Raw genomic sequence first — 23953 nt, 5'->3', positions numbered from 1 at the left:
TGTCACGACTCATTAATGCAATGATTAAAGACTATGAAAAAGTGTTTAGCGAATTAAATGACGACTTTGACGGTTTTACGATGGATGCCAGTTTTGCCAGTCAAACACGCATCTGGCTTAACCGGCTAAAACGCAAATGGGATAAGATTTTTAAACAAAAATCCACAGAGATTGCGGATAAATTTGTTTCCCAAGTCGATATAGGCGCAAAGCGTAATTTAGATGATTCTCTCAAACAGTTGTCAGGGGGGATCACCATCAAAACCACAGCCATGCCCGAAGCCCTGAAAGATAAAATTATTGCCTCTACAGCTGAAAACGTATCGTTAATTAAATCTATTCCACTGCAATTTCATCAACGTATTGAAAGTGTTGCATTACGTTCTATTAGCCAAGGTGGTGAGGGCGCAAAGACGCTATTAGAGGAAATTAGGGATACGGGTAGCGTTACAGAAAGTAGAGCAAACTTTATTGCTGTTGACCAAACACGAAAGATTACAACTGCATGTAATTACGCACGTATGAAATCTGCGGGTATTCGTAAAGCAGTTTGGCATCATTCAAACGGTAGTGCAGAACCTAGGGAGCTACATCTTGAGTTAGATGGTAAGGAGTTTGATTTAGACAATCTTCCTATAATTAACAAAAAAACAGGAAGGAGAGGTTTGCCGGGTGAGGAGCCGGGTTGTAAGTGCTTCTGGACACCAGTAATAGATTTCGGTGAGGAGACATGACAAAGCGACAATATGATTTAAATGGCTGGCTAGAAGTGAAAGATAACCCCATCTCTAAAGTTGGGGTTTTTGATTATTTAGGGTTTGAAATTGGCGCACCGATACCCGAAAAAATTTACAAGGTGTATCGCCCACAAGAAGAACTGGCCAGCACAGAGACAATTAATTCTTTCAAATTAATGCCCTTTGTTGATGAGCATGAAATGTTAGGGAAAGACGGTACACCCGCGGAGACAAAGGGGATACAAGGGGTCATCGGGGAGCGAGTCTATTTTGAATATCCCTACCTCAGAGGCAATATCAAAATCCTGTCTAATTCAGCGCTTAACCAAATTGAAGGAGGAAAAATTGAATTATCTCCGGGTTATCGCTGTGTTTACGATTTCACACCAGGCGAATTTAACGGTGAACGTTATGACGCCATACAACGGCATATTAGAGCCAACCATCTTGCGTTAGTTGATGAAGGGCGCACTGGCGCTGATGTTGCTGTGCAAGACCATTCCGTTATTACCATAGACACAAAGGAACTTATTCGCATGAACGAAGAAGAAAACAAAGAGAAGCAAACCACTGATGAGGGTGCCTTTACGCCCGAGCAATTGGAAGCGTTAAAAGCCATTATCAAGGAAGTCATCACCAGTACTCAACCTGCAACAGATAATGATCCAGAAGAAGAGAAAAAACCTTCAACTGATTCTGATCCTGACGAAGAGCAGAAAGCAGAAGAAGCAGTGGAAAAAGCCGAAATTGCCACAGAAGAGGCTGAATCTGGCGAACCTGAAGCAGTCGAGAAAGCCGAAGTCGCCATTGAAGAAGCTGTCGAAGCGATTGAAGAAGCCAAAGAGCATCTTGACCAAGCCACTACCGATGGACTTCATCGTCGTTTAAAACGCTTAAATCGTAGCATAACCGCCATGGACGAAATGGCATCGCTAAAACGTAAAATTAAGCGATTAGAAAAAGCCAAACCCGCAATGGATACGGGGGAGTTACTCAAACAAATCGGTGCTCGTGATTCGTTAGCGCATAAATTAACGCCATTTATTGGTGTGTTTGACCACTCAGCCATGACTCAACAACAAGTTGCAGAGTACGGTGTTGAAAAACTGGGTATTCAATGCAGTAAAGGCACAGAAGCCATTGCTCTTGATGCTTGGATGCAAGGGCGTGTGCCTGACTCCCAAAAGCTCAGCTCAACAATGGACTCTGCAGTGAGCAATAAATCAATTATGGATAAATGGGGAGCTAAATAATGGCAATTCCTAAATCAGTTGCAAACGGCTTAATTTCTGGCGTTGTCGGTGAAATTAGTCATGCAGGTCCTATTCGCGCTGTTTCCGCCATTCTCAGTTCAGCAGATGAAAAGCTGAATATTTTCGGTCGCGCCTATACCTACAAAGATGATTCCGTGGAGTCTGTTCAAGTCGGGGGAAAAGGGGCATTTGCGGGGATCATGATTAACCCTAAAGCCTATCGTATCGAAGAAGCATTCGCTCGTAACGGTACGCAAGGTGAATTCCTGACAATGGGGGAGGTTTTCGTTGAACTAAAAGAAGTGGCAGGAAAAATCAACGCACCGGTTGTTTTTGATGAAGCAGACGGTTCGCTATCTTCGAAAGCCACCATTAGTGCCGGTGATCGTGTCATTGGTTTTATCAGCCGACACCTTGAGTCAACAGAAAGTGCTCACTTGGGCATTATTCGTTTAACAGAAATCCCATATCCAGCATCTCCAAAGGAAGGTGAATAATGCCAGTCAGTAAAATTAAGTTTCACATGTCTGGTCGTGATGTCAAAAAACATGGCCAACTAAATATTAACCCTGATCAGAAATGGACATACGGGGAATTAGCGCAAATCGGCTTTGGTGGTTTTTCTGCGATGGACTCCGCGATCAGCGGTGGTGCAATGCAGGGGGGCTTAATTCAACGCGAAATGTTGCAACACGTTTTACCGGGTGTCATTCGTACCGCAACGCGTGTGCGTGTGTTAGATGAAATCACGGGTATCGTCAATGCGGGCGAATGGCATGATGAAGAGATCATTCTGAATGTGGCGACACCAACCGGTAAAGCCGAACTTTATGGTGATCATACCAATGTGCCATTAGCGTCTTATGCGCAAGACCAAGAGCGCCGTGGTCTTGTCCGTTTCGAATTAGGTTTCCAAGTGGGGAAATTAGAAGAAGCGCGCCAATCGTCTGCAGGCTTTGTTGCGATGGAGGAAAAGCGCAATTCAGTGACTGAATCATTAGAGCAAGGTCGTGAACGCGTGGGGTACTACGGATTTAATAGCCCTGAAACGCGCGTCTTTGGTTTGATGAATGAGCCTAACTTGCCTGCCTATGAAACAGCAAAGGGTAAATGGAAAGGTGGAACATTTGCGGATATTACTGCTGATATTACCGATATGTTCTCGCGCATTGAAACGAGTTCTGGCGGTATTATCAAAGATGATACGCCAATCACCTTAACATTGCCGTTGGGCTTTCGTTCTGCACTGAATGTGGCTAATCCGGTGGCACGTGGTGAAACAGTCAAACAATGGATAAATGAAAACTATCCAAATATGCGTCTGGTTTTCTCTCCTGAATTTGTCGGCGCAAATGGTGGGGCTGATGTGGCCTATATGTTCGCAGATAGTATTGATGATGGTTCAACGGCAACCAGTGCGGTGATCCTTCAGGTGGTGCCTGTGAAATACCAGTTATTAGGCTCAGAGAATCGAGTTAAGGGCTATCTGGAAGATGCAACCAATGCAACAGCGGGTGTGTTTGTGACTCGTCCGTGGGCGGTGACGCGTTTAACAGGCATCTAACCTAACCACTTCTCTTTTTGCGCCCTCATTTGAGGGCTTTTTTTTATATCTAAACAATAGGAGAGCACTCCATGCCTCTTTACGCATATTGCACCTTATCAAATGACCAGAACTATACCGTGAAAGACGGGAAAGTGTTTATTGCCGGTCAAGCGAACGTGATGACCAAACACATGTACACACCACGTGGTCGTGTGACGGAAATTTCTGACGAGCAATACAAACAGCTCAAAGAAAATCACGTTTTCAATCTTCATTGTGACAATGGGTATATTACCGTTGAAGAACGCAAAGAAGATCCCGAAAAAGTTGCTACCAATATGGAAGCGAGCGACCAATCAGCTCCTGACACACCAGAATCATTAGAAGCTGAAAAGTTAGACGTTCCTAAAACCAACAAAAAAGGTAAGTGATCATGGAGACGAGCACATTTCCTTTAACGTCATTCCGTGTGCTCTATCCGCAGTTTAACGGTGTGGGTGATGATGAAATAGATATCATTGCTCAATCTGCGTTGAACTATTTCTCTGCCTGTAAGGGTGTTTGCACTAACGAGCTGTGGATGCTCGTTGTTGCACACATGCTAACACTTAGAAAAATGATTGCTGATGATGAGTCGCCTACCGGTGTGGTGACGAGTGTGACTATCGATAAAGTGAGCGTGTCATTTACGGCACCGCCTGCCGGTTCGGATTGGTCGCACTGGTTTAAAATGACCACCTTTGGCCAGCAGTTTCTTGCACTGATCAAACGTTGTAGCGTCCCTCAATATTTGGGTGGTGGTGGCGAACGTTCAGCATTTCGTGGTGTAGGTGGGCGATTTACGCGAGGAGGGCGATTACGTTAATGACTAAATTAGCGCAATTAAAAGCGGTTTACGATGAATTGGCTAAAAAGCGATTAAGTGTTGGTTTTTTTGAACACGCAAAATATCCCGATGGAACACCTATTGCTTATGTTGCAGCTATTCAAGAGTTGGGCTATCCGGCTGGTGGCATTCCTCCTCGCCCATTTTTCCGTCCGACCATGAATGACAAAAAGCAGGATTATAGTCAGTTAATTTTTCGTGCTGTGAAAGCCTCTATTAAGGGAAACATCACGCTGGATAATGGGCTGACACAAATTGGTGCGACGGTAGCGGGAGATGTGAAAATGGCAATTAAAGCAGTCACCACCCCAGCGCTGGAAGAGTCAACGGTCAAAGCAAGAGCACGTCGCCATAGCAAAGGTAAAGCCACGGATAAGCCGTTAGTTGATACCGGCCAAATGCTTCAAGCCGTGTCATTTGTCGTGGAGGATAAATAATGTTTGGTAACTTAAATCGTATTGCTTCACGTTATATTCCCCAGCAAAAGGTGCTTTGGTTTCGATTTAAAGAACGGGCACCCGATGAACGAGGGAATGACCAAAATTATTATTATGATCCGATAGAAGTTCGTGGCAGTTGGCAAGCGGTCGATACCCAAGATGTTCAATCCATGGGATTAGATACGAGCCAAGTGTACCGACGCTTATATACCTCTCATGATATTAAAGCTGTGCAACGAGGAACATCTCCTGATTTCCTTGTATTCAATGGTCGAAAATATGATGTGGTGGGTGATGCAGACTGGTACGAACAAGACGGTTGGAAATCGGTGATCTGTATCGAGGCGGGTACTTATGACGGATTATGAAGTTGATGTCGCCATTCGAAAACAGCTCTTGTTGCAGTTAAAAGTGGTCGGTATTGATATCTCCGTTAAAGCTGGTTTTCAATCTACTAAGCAAGGCCGTGAAGATAATATGGTGATGTTCTTTCCCATTAATGAAAACGGCTATGGCTGGCAAGGGCGTAAATATAACGTTCAAGGCAATAAAGCCAATCACCAAGAAGACCAGTTATCTGAAAAAACGTACCAAGTTCAGGCTTTCGTTACCCAGTTAGGCCATTATTCAGCGAGTGATATTACCGCTATTGTCAGAATGATCGCCAATTCATTGCCCTTTGTTGAAGCTCTCCGCAAACAAGGCATTGGCGTTCAGCGGGCAAGCGGTATTCGAACACCTTATTTTCTGAATGACCAGGGCAACTACGAACAAAACCCCTCATTTGATTTCAATGTGACATTTAATCGCACACTTCATCCTGATACAGACGCCGTGAGTGCGTTGTATCCTGATATTTATCGTATTTAAGGAACGTTATGTCTATCAAACAAACTCGCTATGTTGATATCGCGAGTGCGGTGATTGGCGCGTCTGCTGTACCGATGCGTAAGCTCACGGCTCGTGTTTTTTCAACTAACCCTAAAATCCCTGCAGGTAAAGTGCTTGAATTTGCCAATGGCCAAGTGGATGACTTATTGGGTACTGACTCCCCCGAGGCACATTTTGCGCGTCAGTATTTCAGCTATGTCAGTCCAGCACCAGCAAGTAAGCCGAAAGAACTGCAAATTGCTTCTTATGAGCCTGTTGGTCGAGCGCCTACCTTGTTTGGCGAAAAGACAGGCGATTTAGCTGATTTAAAACTGATTAATGAGGGTGAACTCAATATCACTATCGGCAAGGTGACCAAAACAATCACTGGAATTGATCTCTCTGAAAGTACGTCATACGCGGATGTTGCAACAGCTGTGCAAGCGAAATTAAATGCAGAAAGCGAGCCTCAATTTGCTAGCGCTTATGTCACATTTAATTCACTGGATAGTGCCTTTGTCATTAGCGGTGGCGTACAAGAGCGTGCAGATATTAGTGTGCGTCAATCGGTACTTGCTGATGCAATGAATATTAGCCACGGCACATCATCAGCCGGTAATCCAGCGCAAACTCCGTTACAAGCCTTTATTGCTTCTGAGGCTGTTTCTGACTCTTTTGGTAGCGCAACGTTTTTAACGGAACTCTCATTAGAGCATGCCGTAGAGTTGGCGCAGTACGTGGCAGGTGAAAACGTGAAGTATCAATTGCACTTGTCTGTGACCAATCAAAATGCAGAAGATTTTAGCGGGGCGCTGGTGGGTACGGCTTCAACGGGCTTAAACCTAAAAACAGCAGATAACTTCTTTGTTCAAGCGTTACCTATGGCCATTATGTCCGCCACGGATTATGACCGAACCAATGCGACAACAAACTATATGTATCGTCAATTTGGTGTCACGTTCCCATCGCAAATCACGATCGATATCGATGCGGATCGCTTAGATAAACTACGGGTGAACTATTACGGAGAAACGGCGGTATCGGGTTCGCATATCAGTTTTTATCAACGTGGCTTTTTATGTGGTGGGGTTGCTAACCCATTAGATATGAGTGTCCATGCTAATGAGCAATGGTTAAAAGCCTACATCGCGCAACAGTGGTTTAGTTTACTTATGGCCACACGCGGAGTACCCGCCAATAAAGACGGTGAAGCACGGGCGATGATGGTGATTGCGGGGGCGGTGACCAAGGCGATTAATAACGGCACGATCCTAGCGGGAAAAAACTTAACCGATGTGCAAAAAATCGCAGTGACTGACGCTTCTGGTGATGATTTAGCGTGGCACGATGTACAAAACAAAGGTTATTGGTACAACGCTCAAATTGTCGAAAACACAGGGCCCTCTGATTTACCCGAGTACGTGATGAAATATGTATTGATTTACGGTAAGGGCGATTGGGTTCGTAAAGTCGAAGGCTCTCACAACTTAGTGTAAGGAACACAATATGCATGATGTATCAGCAACCGGCTTGAGTATTGTTATTCAAGCTCATAAAACCTTTCCCGCCGGTATTCAAATTACCTCCTTCGCAGATGATGCCGATCCGTTAGATTTGCCTGCCGTGGACATTGCGCAAACAGGAATGGATATCAACGGTAATTTGGTGACATGGTCAACGCCAACACCTCAAACGGTCACCATTAACGTGTTAGCCGGTAGTGAAGAAGATGAAAACCTCGCTATCTTACTGGAATCGAACACCGCACGACGTGGACAACGGCATGCAGGGGATATTATCACCATGGTCGCTTCGTATGGTGATGGTTCAACAACCACGGCACGTAACGGGAAAATTACCAATGGTAGTCGTGGTAGCTCTGTTGCCAGTGCAGGGCGACACAAATCCAAAGCGTATACCTTCGTATTTCAAGACTTCGATCGCACTCGCGCACGTTAATTCTAGGCGGTTATTCCGCCTTTTTTATGGATATTAATCATGTTAATTAAACCGAAAGAAATCACGATCACCGATGCTGATCGTGAAGAGCACACTTTTATTATTAGCCGATTACCGGCAACGATTGGGCGTGAAATTCTGGCAAAATACCCTTTATCGAATGCGCCTAAAATTGGCGACTATGAAGTCAGCAAAGAAGCTATGTTAAAGATGATGGCGTATGTTGCTGTCGAAAAAGAGGGGCAAGAGATTTATCTGAAGACCAGCACATTAATTGATAACCATGTGCCCGATGGTGAAGCCCTTATTCGTCTAGAACTGGAAATGTTGAAGTATAACACCAGTTTTTTCGGCAAAGACGGGAGCCAAGGTTTCCTCCAATTCCTGCTCAACAAAATCACCGGTTCACTCCCGTCGATTATAAAAACGCTGATGGCTTCTTTGCCGTCATCATCTCAGCCGGTTTCGCCACGCTCACCGAACTCAAAACGTCAATAGATTTAGAAGAGGCGTTTGATTTATGGGAAATCGCCATTACCAATCGTTATAACGAAGCGCTGGCTTCATCGAAAGGATAGCTTATGGCTTTGCTAGATACCTTTGTTCAAGTATTCGAATTTGATACCCGCCAAGCCGATGATGCGTTTAATCGGGTGAGTAAATCGACCGATGACATTATCGCTGAGATGAAAAAGGCGCAACAATCGGCAACGATGGGAGCTGATGGGTTTACGCAATTTATTCAAAATCTATCCGCACAATTGACAGAGTTATCATCAAACTCAGTCGATATTCATGTTAATAGTGACACATCCGGAGTTGCCGATAACCTGATTGCGGAGATAGATCGCATTAAAGAAAGTGCGACGGACAATTCGCAATCGGTGAATGACTTTATTCAAAGTGTGATTGCCAGTATTGAACAGTTATCAGCAGGGAAGGCGATAAATATCGAGGTTGAGGCAGGTGATACACAAGAAAAAATAGCCTCAGTCACCGCTAAAATTGATGAACTAAAGTCATCAATAAACTTGCTTGATATCCAACGTGATGAACTGTCACAAGGCGTAAATGAAAGCCGTGTTTCATCTGAAACGCTCAATGCCCAATATCAACAGATGCAAGATGAGTTATCCCTTCTCAATAATGAATTGGTGTCGCTCACTGATGCAGAGAAAAAGAACCGTGAAGGTAAAGAGGTCATTGATGCCATTGTTACCGCATTAAATGCCGATTATACGCAATTTATTGAAACGATGCGGACAAAAGGTATAAAGACAGCGATTGACGAAGCTAAGGCCCAAGAGCATCTACAAAAAGAACTTTCAGAAACCGGCTCTAAATATCAAGAGGCCGGAAGTTCTGTTGCAGGATTTGCGAAAAAAGCACTTGGCGCTGTCGGTATTGTGATGAGTATTGGCACTATTTTTGCTGAATCTGTTTCTCGTTCTCAAGAAATTGAAACGCTGGACAAGCTGGGTAAACAAATCGGCGTTGCGACTGCAGACGTTGATGCGTTTTCTGGTGCGATCGCTGAGTTAGGTGGTTCTAGAGAGTCTGCACAAGCCGATTTATCCGCAATGGCGAAATCGTTCGGTAATACGAAAGACTCAATGGAAAAGGTACTTCAAACCGCGGATAAAGTTCAAGGCATGAGCTTTGATAAAGCAAAGAAAACACTGGAAGGCATGGGGGTATCGGACGAAAAAACCATTGAATTAATGATGAAAGGGCGCAAAGAATTAGAGCGCACAATGGGTATTCAAAAAGAGTATTCAGGCATTAGCAAGGAGAGTATTGAAAGCTCAATTAAATTTAATAGTGCTATGGCAAAATTTCAACAATCATCAGGGTTGTTGAAGAATAGTTTTTTAGAAATGGTGATCCCCGCTTTATCTAAAGGATTAGAGTGGTTAACAAAATTAGTCACTTTTTGTAAGGAAAACAAGCACCTTGTAGTCGGTTTCTTTACTGCTGTTGCAACTATTTTGCTGGGGAAATATATCTATGCTATGAAGTTGGCCAGTATTAGCACATGGACTACGCTTTTTCCTATTATTGCCATTATCGCTGTTATTGCCCTATTAGCGGCAGCTTTTGCAATTGTTTATGACGATATCATGAACTTTATCGACGGCAACGATTCAATGATAGGTCGTATTCTTGAAAAATACCCGCGATTAAAAGTCGTTATTCTTGCATTGTGGGAAACATTCAAAAAGCTCTTTGAATATCTAAAAGCTATCGTTGGTGTTGTGGCAGATATTGTTGTTGCCGGTTGGGATCTAATGGCATCAGGCTTAAAAGCTTATGTTAAGTATTTGCTGAGTTGTATTTCAGTCATTGCAGGTTGGGGTAAATCCTTTGCAGGTGTATTTAATACAGTCAGTGATGCCGTTGTGAGCGCGTTTGAATGGATGTGGGAGCAAGTCGAAAAAATTATTGGTTGGGTAAATACAGGACTTAATGCGGTTAAAAATGGTTGGAAATCTGCCAAAGAGTTTTTTGGTTTTGGAGGTGATGAAGCTGAAATTAAAATTACCTCTGATGATGCGAGTAATTATTTAAGCGCCTTATCGGCAAAACGTAATCAGGTAGCAAGTGCAGGAATAGATACATCAGAAATTGATAAGGAAATTATTGAACTCAAGAAGCAATTAGACAATGGACTAGACGCATCAAAAATTATAGCGGATGTTGAGGAGGCGAATAAACGTTTAATGATGGCAAGCCATGATGCAATGAATCCTATTACCAGCCAAGCTATTAGCAATCAATCCAATGTGAAGAATGAAAGTAACGTAAGTATTGGAGAAATTAAGGTTGAAACTCAAGCAACCGATGCACAAGGTGTCGCAAGTGGACTTAGCAATGCGCTACAAGATGAAATAGCTAATGTCAATCAACAACATTCTAGTGGATTGGGAGGTTAAATTGCTTACAGAAGTCAAAATCTTTGATTTAGAATCGTTTTCTACACTATTTGATAGTGTGAGTCCTATTCAAGTCAATATTAGAGATGAGCATAAGGCCACTCAATTTCAAGTTGAAAGCGGTGAAACTCGCAGTGACCATGTGATTATTAACCCCGTTGAAATTGGTATAGATTTGCTATTAACAGGGGAGATGAAAAACATCTTCTCATCGATGCAACAAGCTTTTGACGAGCATAAACTGGTGGGTATTCAAACCCGAGTAAAAACCTATCAACCGATGTTATTAACGGGTTTTAATCATGATGAAATACCCGACATGATAGATGCGATAAAACTGTCGCTACGGTTTGTTGAGTGGCGCACTGTTGAGCCTGAATACGGAGAACTACCGCCTCGAGCCACTCAAAAGCCAACGCAGTCATCAACGGTAAATCGGGGAAATGTGCAAACAAAAGACGCGGATACTGAGACTAAGAAAAAAGGTTCGGTCGCAACACGTATCGCAGATGGGGATTGGAGCTTCTAATGAAAGTCATACCCTTAAAAGCTATTCCAAACCAACGCTTATCCGTCAATTTGGAAGGTGTTAATTGGACGTTGACAATAAAAGCCGGTCGCCATGCGATGTATCTCGATATTGAACGAGAAAGTGAGGTTATCGCCGTAGGCATGCGTGCGGTGGCAAACGGCCCTATTATTCCTTATCGCTACCTGACTGATGGTACAAATTTAGCGTTTATAACAGAAAATGATGATCTGCCCTGGTATGAATCATTTGATAGAACCCAATCATTAATTATTTGGAGTGATGATGGACTTACGACGAATACGGGTGGGGATTGAAGTTGCAGGACGACTGCAGTGGTATGAAGGATTGCGGATTAAAGCTAACGGCACCAAGTACGCAAACCCTTTACAAAATGAATGCACAGTTAGCATTGATGGATTGAACGCCCACACTCGAGATTATCTTCTCACTGAAACTAGCCCTTATCATAAAAGCAAACAAACTCGCCGTCTTTACCTTGAAGTAGGACGCGTCAATACCGGATTATTTCGTATCTTTACCGGTGATATTGTCAGTGCAGAAATTGCCTCGCCTCCTGATGTTACGTTAACCATTAAAGCCAAAACTAATAATGCCAGTTCAGGTGATATTGTTTCTTCCAGTGGTGGTGCCATGCAGAAAATGAGCGAGATCGCATCATCGGTGGCGAAGGATTGCAAGGTTAGATTGGACTTTCAAGCCACCGATAAAAATATTGCCAATTGGTATTTTTGCGGTTCAGCGTTACAGCAAGTACAACGACTGCAGGAAGCGGGAAACGTCAAAGCCTTTATTGATGACGATACGTTGTTTGTAAAAGATGATAACCAAGCCTTAAAAGGGCGCTTGCGTATTCTTAGCATGAAATCAGGCATGGTGGGCATACCTAAAGCCACCGAAAAAGGATTATCTGTCACCTACTTAATTAATGGTGCCTCAGAACTAGGTGGGATGCTACGACTCGAGAGTAAATTTAATTCCGCACTTAATGGTGACTACATCATTGAACAACTGAAATTCGATGTTGCTTCACATGATGATCCTTTCTTTTATCAGGCTACCTGTAAACGAGCATAATCATGAATAAACCCAATACAGATATTGCCAGTGATGGTTCGCTGGCAGGTGCGCTATCGTCTGCATTTCGTAACTTGATGATGAATACAGAGGACATGCTCCCAGCAACAGTGGTGAGTTATGACGATAAAACCAATCGCGCTGTTATCAAACCACTGGTGATGATGGTAACAACGGAAGGGGGAACTGTCGGGAGAGCACCGTTGGCCAATATTCCCGTTTTTAGATTTGGGGGAGGCGGTTTCTTTATTCGCGCACCGATTAAACCGGGTGATTTCGGTTGGATAAAAGCCAATGACAGAGACATTAGCCTGATATTCCAGCGTGGAGGATTGGAGGATCAACCTAATACCGCACGCCTCCATTCATTCAGTGATGCGATGTTTTTTCCTGACACCATCAAAGGTTGGGTCATTGATGGAAAAAACATTGATGCTTTGGTGATCCAATCAATGGATGGCTCAGTCTGTTTCTCGCTACATAGCGATAAAGTGGTGCTAGAAACCCCTAAGTATGAAATCAACGCCCCTGAAACCATATTTACTGGCAATGTCACGGTAAATGGTAATTACGCTGTAAATGGTAATAGTGACTCTAACGGTGGCACGATGAAACACAATGGAAAAGATATCGGTTCTACGCATCAACACAGTGGTGTTGAAACCGGTCATGGAAATACAGGAGCGCCTCTATGAGAACATTTTCAATCGATAAAAATAATGATCTCTTTATCGGCCCTGATGGAAACCTCCAATTCAGCGAAAAAGACGATGCGGTTAAAAACCTTTGTCAGCATTTTGCCAAGGCTGTGCGTGGTGAAATGTTACATAAAAAAGATAAAGGTATTCCGTTCTGGCCAACAACCTTTGGTCGCCAAGCTGATATCCCGATGTTTGAAACAGCATTTAGACAACGTATGAGCGAAATTGAAGAGGTGGTTGAAGTGACGCATTTTAGCGCCACAGTGGAAAACGGTGAATTGAAGTATCAAGCAACAATTCGCACGATATACGGAGGGTTTACACTGAATGGCTGATTATCGTTATATCAATAATAAAGGCGTTATTCTTCCCGACACGGCCACAATACGTGATGAAGTCGAAAGCGAGTTTCGTGCGGTGTTTGGTCAATCGATTAACCTTGCCCCTGAAACACCGCAAGGGGCATTAGCGACGATGGAAGTTGAAAACCGTGATGCAATGGTGAGAAACAATGCCGAGTTAGCAAATCAAATCAATCCCGATATTGCGGGTGGTGTTTTTCTTGATGCAATATGGGCGCTAATGGGTGGCCAACGCATTAATGCCACTCACTCTTATCTTTCCAGCGTTGAATTTAGTGGCGTACCTGGCACCATTATTCCTAAAGGCTCATTAGCGTCTAGTGTTGCCGGTGCCATGTTCGAAACAGTTTCACCCTTGATTATTGATAATACCGGCAAAGCAACAGGGGATATGAGGGCGGTTGAATATGGTCCTGTTGAATGCGGGGCCGGCCAACTTAATTCTGTGGCTAGCTCAGTATTAGGTTGGGAGAAAGTCAATAATCCCACTCATGCGGTTGTTGGCCGTTATGCTGAATCTGATATCAAAGCAAGGCGACGACGTAAACAAACTTTGGCTAAAAATACCGTCAGTGTCGCGGAAGCGATCACCTCTTCACTGTATGAATTAGAGGGCGTTAATTCACTGTCTTTTCGAGAGAACTACACCGATGCGGTGCTCACTATTGATGGAATTTCTCTATTGCCTCACAGCATTTACGTTTGTGTTGAAGGGGGCGATAGTAACGAAATTGCTAAATCATTGCTGAGAACCAAAACCATTGGTTCGGCGTTTAATGGCGAGATTGAAATCGGTGTTGTAGAGCCAGTGAGTGGACAAGAATATAAAGTGAAATTTTCACGCCCTAAAGAGATCACCGTTTTTTGTCGAGTGACAGTTAAAAAATCAGCCGTTGATGCGCAAACTATTATCCCCAGTGCCATAGAACAATGGACGCGCGGAGAGTTGGATGGCGATAACGGTTTGATTGTTGGGCGTGAAGTATCACCTTTTGAGATAGCCTCTGCAGTGAATACTGTTGAGCCTCGTCTGTTCGTGACTAAAGTTGAATTGTCACTGGATGGGAAAGTGTGGAATGTTGCATTAATTCCGATTGCCATTAATCAAATCGCACGCTTGCAACGGGGTGCTGTGCAAGTGGTGATTGTATGAACGTTCAACAATTTGAGTTTCATTCAGACCTATTAAAAGCGATCCTCTGGCAGTATGAAGATGCAGAGAATTTAAAGAAATTAGCCAGTTTTAAAGCCTCTCATTTTGAAAAATCGATGGTGTCATTTTGGCAAAACTGGTACCGAGATGTGTTTAATATCGATACGGCGAATGACTTTGGGTTGTCGATTTGGTCACGCATTCTGGATGTACCCTTAGGTATTGATATTCCACCGAGCGATAAAAATAAAGTTGGGTTTGGTTTTGGCAAAAAGAAAGCCAATTTTAAATCTAACTTCCGACGTAATGCGGATTACACCTTGTCACTGACTGTTGATCAAAAACGCATGTTAGTACGAATGCGCTATTTTAATCTGACACAAAGTCCTACGGTCACCAATATTAATGAATTTTTAAAACGTTTCTTTTGGCGTGATGACAGCAAAGTTTTTGTCCTTGATCCGCTAGATATGACTTATATGTATTACGTCTTTAACTTTAACCCTGACGAACGTCTACGGGTTCTTCTCGAAAACTTTGACTTAATGCCACGCCCTTCGGGTGTTGGCGTCAAATATCGCATTGTGACCAAAAAAGCCTTTGGTGTTGGTCAACATCGTAAAAACTTCTTAGGCAGTAACTTCGGAGCATAATTCCTATGACAACTATTTTTAAAACCCCCTTTGCAACACAAGGGGATAAGGCTTCTATACCCGTAGAAATCCAACCAGACGGCTCAGTGTCTTATACACAAGGTTATGGTTACGACTATGAGCGTGACCAAGTCACAGATCCTGCTGCGAAAGATATTGAACGTGAAAAAATGAACGGGATATTTCACGATATCACGGAAGCGATTGGCGAAATTCAGCGATTTGGTTTTCCAAAATGGGATGAAGCCGGTAAGCCGTATGCGATACGCACTATTGTGTATCATAAAAATAAAGTCTGGCAGTCTAAAGTTGAGAATAACAATATTGAGCCGGTTGCCGGTAATGCTTGGGCAGAGTTAAAAGCTGATATCACCGCGAATGAAGTGGGTGCTTATAACAAAGCCGAGGCTGATAAACGTTTTCAACCATTAGGTAATTACACACCATCTGGTTATAGTTACTCAAAGGCAGAAACCGACACCAAATATCAGCCAAAGGGTAATTATGCGCCAGCAGGGAACTATGCCAATAAAGGGGATAGTTACACTAAAACGGAAAGTGACGGACGTTATCAAGCGAAAGGGAGTTACCAGCCATCAGGTGATTATGCGACTAACTCAGCGCTCAATAGTGGACTGAATAATAAATTTGATAAAGGTAATGTAACTCAAAGTACGGGAACGTCAACGGTTCATGTGATGAGCCAGAAAGCTTCTACAGATGCTTTTCAACCTAAGGGAAATTATCAGCCTAAAGGTAATTATGCGTTAGTGGGTGCTTCATATACGAAGACTGAGTCGGATGGCCGATATCAAGCTAAAGGAAGTTATGCAACAGCTGGAAGTAGCTACACAAAAGCGGAAAGTGACGGACGTTATCAAGGTAAGGGAAATTACCAACCAGCTGGCAATTATGCGCTAGTAGGCGCATCGTATACTAAGGCAGAGTCTGACGGTAAATACCAACCCAAAGGCAGTTATCAAGCTTCTGGTTACAGTTATTCAAAATCAGAGTCAGATGGTAAATATCAGCCTAAGGGAAATTATGCAACAGCTGGAAGTAGCTATACAAAAGCAGAAAGTGACGGACGCTATCAAGCTAAAGGTAGTAATTCTAAGTTACGATTAATATGGAGTAAATTTGTTGGCAGTGGAGGCGTTATTGACTTACCTGAAAATATTCGTGGAAAGTTTGCGCTTATTGCAACAAATATTAATGTTGAAATTTATGCATTAACGTATTTCCCCACTATGGATAATGTAGAGGTTGAAGTCCATCGTGGTTCTACGGCTTTTTGTCGATTAAAAATCACTAATGGAGGTAAGCGAATCACAGTAACATCCATGGATTGTGGGTTATATAAAATTATGCTATTAGATTAATTAGTAATATTATTGGCGTGATGTTTATTTCAAATAAATTCTAATCACGCCAGATTTTTATTTTTTTAAGATTAATAAATATTTTTTATTGTTTGATAGTGGTATTGATAATAGTATTTTTTCATTCTTGGCTATTGGTAAATCCTCATCGTCTCTTACTTTAATGAATCTTGAAAAAATAAATTTATTTAAAATATTTATTTTATCTTTTCTTGAGTAAGACGGTAACCAAGAACCATTAAAGTGGTGTATTGCAAAATTTTCAGCTCCTAACTCAGGAGTACAAAAATAATTGGATGGAAAGATTACAACATTTTCCATTAATGTTGTCTTTTGGGAACCATCATAAGGTGGATTTAAATCGAATTTTTCTTGGAAATAATTTGTTATCTTGATTATATTGGTTTCTAGGTTTAAACCTTCTGCAGTTTCGAAGTGAATATTATATTTATCTAGTAATTCCTTAATTAAAGCAGATTGTTGTATGGAGCCCATAACGGCTGATGTTATAGGATAAAAGCTATCTCCTTTTTCATAACAGCTAAAAAAGTCTAAAACTAAGAATTGATCTAAATTTTGGGTAACCTCAACATCTGTATCCAAGTATAACCCACCTTCATGATAAAGCGCATAAAGTCTTATGTAATCAGAAGCAAAAGCCCATTTTTTATTTTTTATCGCTTCTTCCATATAATTGTTTTTAATCTTTTTTATACTTTCGTTATTCCATTCTATGAGCTGATAGTCAGGAAGATATTTCTTCCAAGTATCAATGCACTCTAGAACAAATTTAGGTTTAGGCTTATCACCAATCCAAACATAGTGTATTTTTTTAGGTATCATTTTTTTATTTTCGATATATAAAATTAATTTGTAATCATATTATCATAAAAATACTTTTCCAACTTCTCAAACAAATCCCTTGCCACAGCTTCCGTCATATACGTCCTCATCGGTTCCCTACGAACATTCTTCATTTCAAACGTATTCTTATCAAACCTTGGATCAGAAAAGATAATGTCCATAAACAGATAGCCACGAGGGTTATCTGCAGATAAACGAGCTTCTTCTAACTGAGCAATATATTCCGCATTATTGATTTCAAGATTAATCATGGTATCACCTATTTAACTGTGTTTTTATGCAGGAACCCATGAATCATCGAGCCAAATTTCTTCAATGATTTGGTTTATTTCTTTAGCATCATCATCATTTTTGGTACCGCTTACTATTAGTGATGTTGATGAACTTAAGGCCACTCTGACGTTTAAAAACCCGTATTTGTTTCCGACTTTTTGAATGATTCTCTCACGAAGGGCATCGCGTACTTTTTCAGAGGGTTTGTTGCTAGATTCTTTATCAAAGAGAATTTCAATACGAGGCATAATGTAATCTCCATGTGTGCTGTTTACCTTTACTGTATATATAACCAGTAAAATGATTTTTTATCAAGCACAGATGGAAAATTTTTGTGTTACTGGAAGGGGGATTTTTGTGTTACACGTAAAAACAACAGAAAAGCAAATCGCAACACAAGATATTAATTTATTGATTTACAATGCATTTAATATGATTGATACACATATCGCAGTTGATGCATTTCTTCGTAATTAGTAAAGCCATATCAGTCACTTAATATATAAATTATTAAATTACAGTAACTTATATCTTGCACTTATATGTTACTTTTAGTTTATTGGTTGTATTTTTACTGCAAATTGACAGTGTTACTACAAATAATAGAGCACTGCCACACAAAATAAATACACAATTATATACAAAAGAGTGTGAGATTATCATATACGTGAAAGATTCTAAATATATTGATGTTGCAGAGGGGAATATCTTTTACAACATTTCACACGCTAATATCTTTAGTTATCAATCTAAAACAGGCTACAATACCGCGCTGTATAATAATGAAGAGATGTTCTTGTGAATAAAATTAAAGATGATATTTATTGGATGCATAAAGCGATTGAGCAGGCATATAAAGCACAACAACTCGGTGAAATTCCTGTAGGAGCCGTGTTAGTCGCTGATAATAAAATCATTGCTAAAGGTTGGAATCACTCCATTATTGATAATGATCCTACTGCACATGCGGAAATTATGGCATTGCGTAAAGGTGGGAAACATCTACAGAATTATCGCCTACTTGACGCCACATTATATATCACGTTAGAGCCTTGCGTTATGTGCGCTGGAGCAATTGTGCATAGCCGTGTAAAAAGAGTGGTCTATGGTGCATCTGATCTAAAAACAGGTGCCGCAGGCTCATTTATTGATATTTTGCAACATCCCGGAATGAACCATAAAGTTGAAATAACATCGGGTGTTTTAGGTGAGGAGTGCGCACAACTCTTGAGCCAGTTTTTTAAGATGAGAAGGGCAGAGAAAAAACAACTGAAACAACAGCAACGTTTAATTACTCAAGGCTTAATCATACAAGAGAAAGCCAAATAGCATCTATTTGGCTTAATTGTTATTGGTAATTGAGTGTATAGGTTGCTTGTGCTTGAAATGGTCCTGTGAGTATCGTTTGATTTTGAATAGCTGATGATGTTGCTTCAACATAGGCCATAAAATCAAATTGTACCCGTTTATTATTAAGCTGTTGAGGAGCACTTGGTTTTTTTAATTCAATAATATTATGTGCCTTGTCGGTAAAAGCGATACCAATACTTTTCGGATCTTCTGAGCCACTCCCAGTAACGGCTATATGATTGGGCATTGTTGAATGCGCTTGACCATCTAATGTGATAGTGACACTTTTATAAATATCTTGGCTACAATTTTCTAAACTGATACTAAAAGCAACGGGGTTGCTTTTTTGTAGTGAATAGAGATCTTTTGCAGATATTTGTTTGAAATCAATAACTTTATTTTCATCTCCCGCAACAATCGTACAGCCATGTGCAACAACAACACCTTTAAATTCCATCTCTCCACCAATAATATCAGTGGCAGCAAAAGTGTTCGGAGAGAGCAATAACAAGCAAGTTATAGCTGACTTTATTATGCTGTTTTTCATTACATAAACTCCGCAATGAGTGTCGCATGAGCTGAAAACTCACCTTCAGTAATTTTACTGCCCGCTTTGGCGATGGGGGCTGCACTTACTTCCCAATTTCCGTTGAAATTATTGAGTTTGCCAACTGAAAAATATTGGTTAGGTGGGATAATCGTACCTGACTTATCTCTTAATACGATACCTAAGTTACTTCTATCTACAGAGCCTGTTGTACCAAGGTAATTAGAATCAAAACTCGCAATACCTGAGCTACCAGTCTGAACTTTAAACATTATTCTGCTATTAGGATCGGTAAAACTTCCCCCTTCGCATTTGATGGGGATGTTGCGAGTAATTTTGTAGTTTTGCCCATTGAGATAATCAGAGGTATTTCCCACATTACCAAAGTCAAAGGTAATTGGTGAACCATTATTAAAGATACATTTATCTTTAGTGGTAATGATCCCCGAGGTGATCACTAATTTAGAAATGGGCTCTGAGCCATAGGTTTTTGGCGCACCGCTGTGACTTACCATGGCATACATTTGTGCAAGAGATTGCCCATTAAGACTGACACCATTAATAATGGGTTTTCTTAAACGGAAAGTGAGTTGACCGCTACTTCCTGAGGAAATATGCGGTTTAGGTGAAGAGGGTACTCTGCAACCTTGTTGGTTATTTCTATTATTAGGTATGTCAGAAAAGGGCACTGTGGGTAAAGGATTAGGCCCCCAAATTTCAAAATTAATTTTGATATCAACATACTCATTTAATTGATAAAAGTTATTACCAACAGGGGGTAAATCAGTCGTTGCTTTAAAATAGGTTAATGCACGATCATAGATACGTGAGTTAGGACAATATACTGTCCCATCATAGCGATCAGGCAACGAAAAGTTTACTGTTGCTAATTCTCCCGCTTTGTTATTAGGAAAGGTGGTGTGATCTAATACTGCATAGAAAATATTAGGGCCACCATTGGTTCTCACTTCACCTTGTAAATAAGCAATTGCGTGCAACGGCATTAAAGAAACAATGCCGGCACAAAATAGCATTACTGATTTGGAATGAATGTTTTTTTTATTGAGGATCATTTTATTCCTACCGGCATCCGAGTTCATTAATATTTAGGTTGTTGATCTTTAGGGGCTACTTTGCAGCTATCTTGCTGACATACAAATTTGAGCTCTGGGTGTCCACCGTAATCATTTACATACATCATATAAAACTGATTAACGTTACTGGTTTTTACTGGTATATCCAGTGAAGCTTTTGGCGCAACCATTAATCCGGGGAAGGTGGTTAATTTATCGCTATCCTCACCATTTAATTTATTAGAAAGTGAGATAATGGTGATGTAATAAGGGGTTGGATTATTAACAATAAATTTATTACCTTGTTTTTTAAACACCAGTTGATCTTGCCAAACCATTCCCGGTTTTTCAGGTACTATGGCACTAGGGCGATAGAATAATTTAATGCGTGACTGCATCGCCATCTGTAATACGTTGGCTTGTTTTGGTGCGGGTGGAATTTCACGCACATTTAAATAAAACAGTGATTCTCTATCTTGAGGTAATAGCCCAACTTCAGCTGTTTTTGTAATGCGAACTACGCCTTTTTGAGCACCATCAAGGCGTTGTAACGGTGGAAGTGCCACTAAGGGTGAAGAGATCTTCTGCCCATTTTCATTTTCAACCCAAGATTGCGCTAAAAAAGGAATATCAGGGCTGGTATTTTTTAAATTAACACTGGCTGAGTTTTCATTACCCGTTAATACAATACGAGTTCTATCCAGTGAAACACCCGCTTGTGTTGTATTCACTAGACTCAGTGCCAGCAAAGAGCCACAAAATAGTGTTTTTAGTGTGCTGAATGAGTTCATGTTAATTATCTCTCATTATTAATTTTATTTGTTAACGATCCTGACAAACGAGCGATTGATGTTTTAAGGGATCTGTTATTTCCGCGGGAATGGTAATTGAACATTGTGTTTTACCGTTCCAAATTACATTTAATGATTCATTAAGGTTAACACCCGCAATATAAACAAGGCCTTCTTCCATCACCATACCAATACTTTCCCCTTTTTGATTGGTGACTTCTGCACCAAAAGGAGGGTATTTATTATCAGTTGTCTGTAAGACAGCCATTAAGCGTTCACCTTGACGAACCGGAAATTGGTAATAACCAATGGCACCTTCTGTTAAGGTTGTTGAAGCAATGGCTTTACGTGTTTCAATATCTTGATCCATCTTATCGACGTCAATACGTGCATCAACATTGTTATAACTTGTTAAGTCGGTTAGTACACCAATGCCGAAGCGGTTCGTAGTCGTGCTTTGACCATTAAAGGGCACCCCTGCAACACCATCAGTATCCACCATTATTCTTGAGGTGCTAGAGGTCATACTGCTACTGTGTAATGCAGCGCCATAACGAGTAGCAGTAAAACCGCCTTTTATCGTTGCGCCCACGGCTAAGTAATTATCTTGTTGATAGCTTGCATTGGCATTGATTTCTGCATACTGGATGTTGATAATAACCATCGGTATTGGCTTTCTTATCTGAACTTAAGCCTGCTCTTATGCGCCATAAATTATTATAATCGCGATTATCAGCATAAGAGGCCATTTGTGTCACTTTGCCATTATTATCTTGCAAGTTATAACCAATATTGCGACCACTTCCTAATGGTAGTGAAATATTAAAAGAGAGCGTATCGTCAGTATTCCCTTTATATTGGGTACGAAATGCTGACAAGTTGGTATTGATTTGCTCAATCCCCATAATGGAAAAATTGCGACTTACTGTGACACCATACTGCTCTTGAGTATTTTTATCCCAATAATTTTGGTGGCGATAAGAGAGATAGAGGGTGGTCGATTTCTCTGCATCATCTGCCCAAAAAGTTTTATTACCGGTAATGGTGTACATTTCTTTTTCATAGCCATTATTATTGATGCCGTTATAACGCTCATCAATATACTGAGAAAAAGAGCGAAATGTTTTTTCTGAGAAACGATAACCTGCAAAAGTAATGGTACTGTGGTACTCATCAAAAGTTTTTGCATAGTTTAGTTTAAAAGACATCCCATTGATTTTTTCATTATCATAGGTTTTGCTATAAGACTGTGTAATATCACCAGAAAGGGTACCAAAACGCCCCATATCATGGCCGATACCTAAAGACCATGCGTTATAATCTTTAGCGGTAAGTAAAGCACCACCATAGAGAGACCATGTATTATTCATCCCCCATGAAAAATCCCCTTGATAGAAAAGAGGGCCTTGCATTTTATGGTTGTTCACGGATGACTGTCCCAGTGAGGTATTAAAACGCACAGATCCTGGGCGAGTCATATAAGGCAAATTAGCGGTTTGCACTTGAAATTCGTTAATCTTACCATTTTGCTCTTCAACTCTAACATCGAGTTGACCCTGTACGGTATTTTGTAGATGGTTAATCACGAAAGGGCCAGCAGGTACGGTTGTCTCATAAATTAAACGTCCATTTTGGGTTACCGTCACTTTTGCATTGGTATTGGCGATGCCATGAATTTCAGGTGCATAGCCTTGGAGAGAAGGGGGTAACATTCTCTCATCGCTTTGTAAATTGGCTCCTGTAAAACGGAAACTATCAAAAATTTGAGAGTTTAAATAAGTTTCCCCAACCGTTAGTTTGGCGGCGAGATCTGGTAATGGCTTATAGGCATAAATTTGGTTCCAATCAAAACGATTGTTAGATGAATATTCAGAAGAATAATTGCCTTGATATTCAGCTCTTAAACGCCATTCACCCAAGTTTAATCCCGCTTGACCATAACCAGTTAACGTATTGTTATTATTGCCTTTATTAGGGCGAGTTGACGTTCCTGTTAATGTATAATCAAAAATAAGCCCAGAGACTCCGCTATCCCAAAGCTCCGGAGGAGTCCAATCAGATTCTTCATATTTCATTAATGAGCGCGGTAACGTGATATCAAGTACACCACCATCATTTTTAATCGAGATACCGGGTAATTGGCTAATATCAAAACAATCTGGTGATATTTGTTTGATATATTTTTGGTTTTCTTGGTTGATTGTTAACTTTTTTAAAAGAGTAGGGTCGATACAAGCTACGGAATGATTATCTGCTACTTCAATATAATTAATATTTTGGCGAGGAAAGTCGCGACCATTTAGACGAATATCTAAATAGTACATACCCGGAATGATATAATTTGAGGTAGAAAAACGTGAAAGGTCGACATTATCGCGATCTTCCGCGTCTAGCATATGAATGTTAAATTCCACAGAATCGTCCTGCTCTGCTTGTGAGAAAAACGCCAAGCTTAATAGCAAAGTCGCACAAATGGTCTTCCATATTGTGTGGGGTGAATAAGGAATTAACATGAATAAACGCCTAATTATTATATTAAATAAAAAGTAATTA

At 41.0% G+C, this 23953-nt stretch carries 28 protein-coding genes and 1 pseudogene; 22 read left to right on the top strand and 7 right to left on the bottom strand.

What is annotated here, in order from left to right:
- The first annotated feature begins 20 nt into the window (after positions 1–20).
- From AACQ49_RS09545 to AACQ49_RS09445, 21 genes are all read left to right on the top strand, one after another.
- Positions 21–734, top strand: a complete 714-nt coding sequence (locus tag AACQ49_RS09545) for a phage minor head protein (RefSeq protein WP_161745701.1) — start codon at positions 21–23, stop codon at positions 732–734.
- On the top strand, positions 731–1990 hold the full coding sequence (locus AACQ49_RS09540; RefSeq protein ID WP_161745693.1) for a DUF2213 domain-containing protein: 1260 nt from the start codon (positions 731–733) through the stop codon (positions 1988–1990). Before AACQ49_RS09545 ends, AACQ49_RS09540 begins: the two co-directional genes overlap by 4 nt.
- The gene (locus AACQ49_RS09535) at positions 1990–2487 is read left to right on the top strand and encodes a structural cement protein Gp24 (protein ID WP_049209851.1); all 498 of its coding nucleotides are present in this window, start codon (positions 1990–1992) and stop codon (positions 2485–2487) included. The genes AACQ49_RS09540 and AACQ49_RS09535 overlap by 1 nt, the downstream gene beginning before the upstream one ends.
- Positions 2487–3554, top strand: a complete 1068-nt coding sequence (locus tag AACQ49_RS09530; protein ID WP_087740818.1) for a major capsid family protein — start codon at positions 2487–2489, stop codon at positions 3552–3554. Before AACQ49_RS09535 ends, AACQ49_RS09530 begins: the two co-directional genes overlap by 1 nt.
- Before the next feature lie 71 nt (positions 3555–3625).
- The gene (locus AACQ49_RS09525; protein WP_004250579.1) at positions 3626–3967 is read left to right on the top strand and encodes a hypothetical protein; all 342 of its coding nucleotides are present in this window, start codon (positions 3626–3628) and stop codon (positions 3965–3967) included.
- A 2-nt stretch (positions 3968–3969) separates the two neighbouring features.
- Complete coding sequence (locus tag AACQ49_RS09520; protein ID WP_004250580.1) at positions 3970–4401, top strand: DUF4054 domain-containing protein; 432 nt, start codon at positions 3970–3972, stop codon at positions 4399–4401.
- Positions 4401–4859, top strand: a complete 459-nt coding sequence (locus AACQ49_RS09515; protein WP_046335218.1) for a hypothetical protein — start codon at positions 4401–4403, stop codon at positions 4857–4859. Before AACQ49_RS09520 ends, AACQ49_RS09515 begins: the two co-directional genes overlap by 1 nt.
- Positions 4859–5230, top strand: a complete 372-nt coding sequence (locus AACQ49_RS09510) for a phage collar protein (protein WP_020945484.1) — start codon at positions 4859–4861, stop codon at positions 5228–5230. The genes AACQ49_RS09515 and AACQ49_RS09510 overlap by 1 nt, the downstream gene beginning before the upstream one ends.
- On the top strand, positions 5217–5732 hold the full coding sequence (locus AACQ49_RS09505; protein WP_161745691.1) for a phage gateway protein: 516 nt from the start codon (positions 5217–5219) through the stop codon (positions 5730–5732). The genes AACQ49_RS09510 and AACQ49_RS09505 overlap by 14 nt, the downstream gene beginning before the upstream one ends.
- Before the next feature lie 8 nt (positions 5733–5740).
- The gene (locus AACQ49_RS09500; RefSeq protein ID WP_161779019.1) at positions 5741–7228 is read left to right on the top strand and encodes a DUF3383 domain-containing protein; all 1488 of its coding nucleotides are present in this window, start codon (positions 5741–5743) and stop codon (positions 7226–7228) included.
- A gap of 10 nt (positions 7229–7238) precedes the next feature.
- Positions 7239–7691 (top strand): phage tail fiber protein, encoded by a 453-nt coding sequence (locus AACQ49_RS09495; protein WP_161745687.1) that lies wholly within the window; start codon positions 7239–7241, stop codon positions 7689–7691.
- A 39-nt stretch (positions 7692–7730) separates the two neighbouring features.
- Positions 7731–8189, top strand: a complete 459-nt coding sequence (locus AACQ49_RS09490; RefSeq protein ID WP_004250588.1) for a hypothetical protein — start codon at positions 7731–7733, stop codon at positions 8187–8189.
- An 83-nt stretch (positions 8190–8272) separates the two neighbouring features.
- A complete protein-coding gene (locus AACQ49_RS09485; protein ID WP_161745685.1) occupies positions 8273–10624 on the top strand; it encodes a hypothetical protein in 2352 nt (783 codons plus the stop codon).
- Position 10625: 1 nt separating this feature from the next.
- Positions 10626–11153, top strand: a complete 528-nt coding sequence (locus AACQ49_RS09480) for a phage baseplate protein (protein WP_049197373.1) — start codon at positions 10626–10628, stop codon at positions 11151–11153.
- On the top strand, positions 11153–11470 hold the full coding sequence (locus AACQ49_RS09475; RefSeq protein WP_049197348.1) for a phage baseplate plug family protein: 318 nt from the start codon (positions 11153–11155) through the stop codon (positions 11468–11470). Before AACQ49_RS09480 ends, AACQ49_RS09475 begins: the two co-directional genes overlap by 1 nt.
- Positions 11436–12251: a baseplate hub protein gene (locus tag AACQ49_RS09470; RefSeq protein ID WP_161745683.1), complete on the top strand. Its 816-nt coding sequence runs from the start codon at positions 11436–11438 to the stop codon at positions 12249–12251. Before AACQ49_RS09475 ends, AACQ49_RS09470 begins: the two co-directional genes overlap by 35 nt.
- A gap of 2 nt (positions 12252–12253) precedes the next feature.
- Positions 12254–12946 carry a Gp138 family membrane-puncturing spike protein gene (locus AACQ49_RS09465; protein ID WP_036895343.1) on the top strand — a complete coding sequence of 231 codons (693 nt, stop codon included), beginning with the start codon at positions 12254–12256 and terminating at the stop codon, positions 12944–12946.
- Entirely contained in the window at positions 12943–13287 is a 345-nt protein-coding gene (locus AACQ49_RS09460) for a hypothetical protein (RefSeq protein WP_004250600.1), read from the top strand. Before AACQ49_RS09465 ends, AACQ49_RS09460 begins: the two co-directional genes overlap by 4 nt.
- Positions 13280–14467, top strand: coding sequence for a baseplate J/gp47 family protein (locus tag AACQ49_RS09455; RefSeq protein WP_004250602.1), 1188 nt, complete (start codon positions 13280–13282; stop codon positions 14465–14467). The genes AACQ49_RS09460 and AACQ49_RS09455 overlap by 8 nt, the downstream gene beginning before the upstream one ends.
- Positions 14464–15120 carry a DUF2612 domain-containing protein gene (locus AACQ49_RS09450; protein ID WP_049213669.1) on the top strand — a complete coding sequence of 219 codons (657 nt, stop codon included), beginning with the start codon at positions 14464–14466 and terminating at the stop codon, positions 15118–15120. Before AACQ49_RS09455 ends, AACQ49_RS09450 begins: the two co-directional genes overlap by 4 nt.
- A gap of 5 nt (positions 15121–15125) precedes the next feature.
- Positions 15126–16502 (top strand): hypothetical protein, encoded by a 1377-nt coding sequence (locus AACQ49_RS09445; protein ID WP_230506998.1) that lies wholly within the window; start codon positions 15126–15128, stop codon positions 16500–16502.
- Between the two features lie 57 nt (positions 16503–16559).
- On the opposite strand, the gene AACQ49_RS09440 is transcribed toward AACQ49_RS09445, so the two are convergent.
- The 3 genes from AACQ49_RS09440 to AACQ49_RS09430 are packed head-to-tail and all read right to left on the bottom strand — an operon-like array spanning position 16560 to position 17887.
- Positions 16560–17345: a glycosyltransferase family 32 protein gene (locus AACQ49_RS09440; protein WP_237612814.1), complete on the bottom strand. Its 786-nt coding sequence runs from the start codon at positions 17343–17345 to the stop codon at positions 16560–16562.
- 23 nt (positions 17346–17368) lie between these two features.
- Positions 17369–17617, bottom strand: coding sequence for a hypothetical protein (locus AACQ49_RS09435; RefSeq protein WP_161745433.1), 249 nt, complete (start codon positions 17615–17617; stop codon positions 17369–17371).
- Positions 17618–17641: 24 nt separating this feature from the next.
- Positions 17642–17887: a DinI-like family protein gene (locus AACQ49_RS09430; protein WP_109828975.1), complete on the bottom strand. Its 246-nt coding sequence runs from the start codon at positions 17885–17887 to the stop codon at positions 17642–17644.
- A 550-nt stretch (positions 17888–18437) separates the two neighbouring features.
- On the opposite strand from AACQ49_RS09430, the gene tadA reads away from it, so the two are divergent.
- A complete protein-coding gene (tadA, locus tag AACQ49_RS09425) occupies positions 18438–18968 on the top strand; it encodes a tRNA adenosine(34) deaminase TadA (protein WP_161735627.1) in 531 nt (176 codons plus the stop codon).
- Positions 18969–18987: 19 nt separating this feature from the next.
- Here the strand turns inward: tadA and AACQ49_RS09420 are convergent, their stop codons facing one another.
- The 4 genes and pseudogenes from AACQ49_RS09420 to AACQ49_RS09405 form a co-directional block, all read right to left on the bottom strand.
- Positions 18988–19536, bottom strand: a complete 549-nt coding sequence (locus AACQ49_RS09420) for a fimbrial protein (RefSeq protein ID WP_004243880.1) — start codon at positions 19534–19536, stop codon at positions 18988–18990.
- Positions 19536–20609: a fimbrial protein gene (locus AACQ49_RS09415; protein ID WP_004248451.1), complete on the bottom strand. Its 1074-nt coding sequence runs from the start codon at positions 20607–20609 to the stop codon at positions 19536–19538. Before AACQ49_RS09415 ends, AACQ49_RS09420 begins: the two co-directional genes overlap by 1 nt.
- 26 nt (positions 20610–20635) lie before the next feature.
- The gene (locus tag AACQ49_RS09410; protein ID WP_004243877.1) at positions 20636–21400 is read right to left on the bottom strand and encodes a fimbrial biogenesis chaperone; all 765 of its coding nucleotides are present in this window, start codon (positions 21398–21400) and stop codon (positions 20636–20638) included.
- Between the two features lie 31 nt (positions 21401–21431).
- Positions 21432–23913: pseudogene (locus tag AACQ49_RS09405) on the bottom strand (fimbria/pilus outer membrane usher protein).
- Positions 23914–23953 lie beyond the last annotated feature (40 nt).

Source organism: Proteus sp. G2675 (assembly GCF_963886535.1).
GTDB classification, from domain to species: Bacteria; Pseudomonadota; Gammaproteobacteria; order Enterobacterales; family Enterobacteriaceae; genus Proteus; species Proteus mirabilis.
Note: the sequence above shows the minus strand (reverse complement) of the source record. Positions and strands in the feature narration are given on the sequence as shown.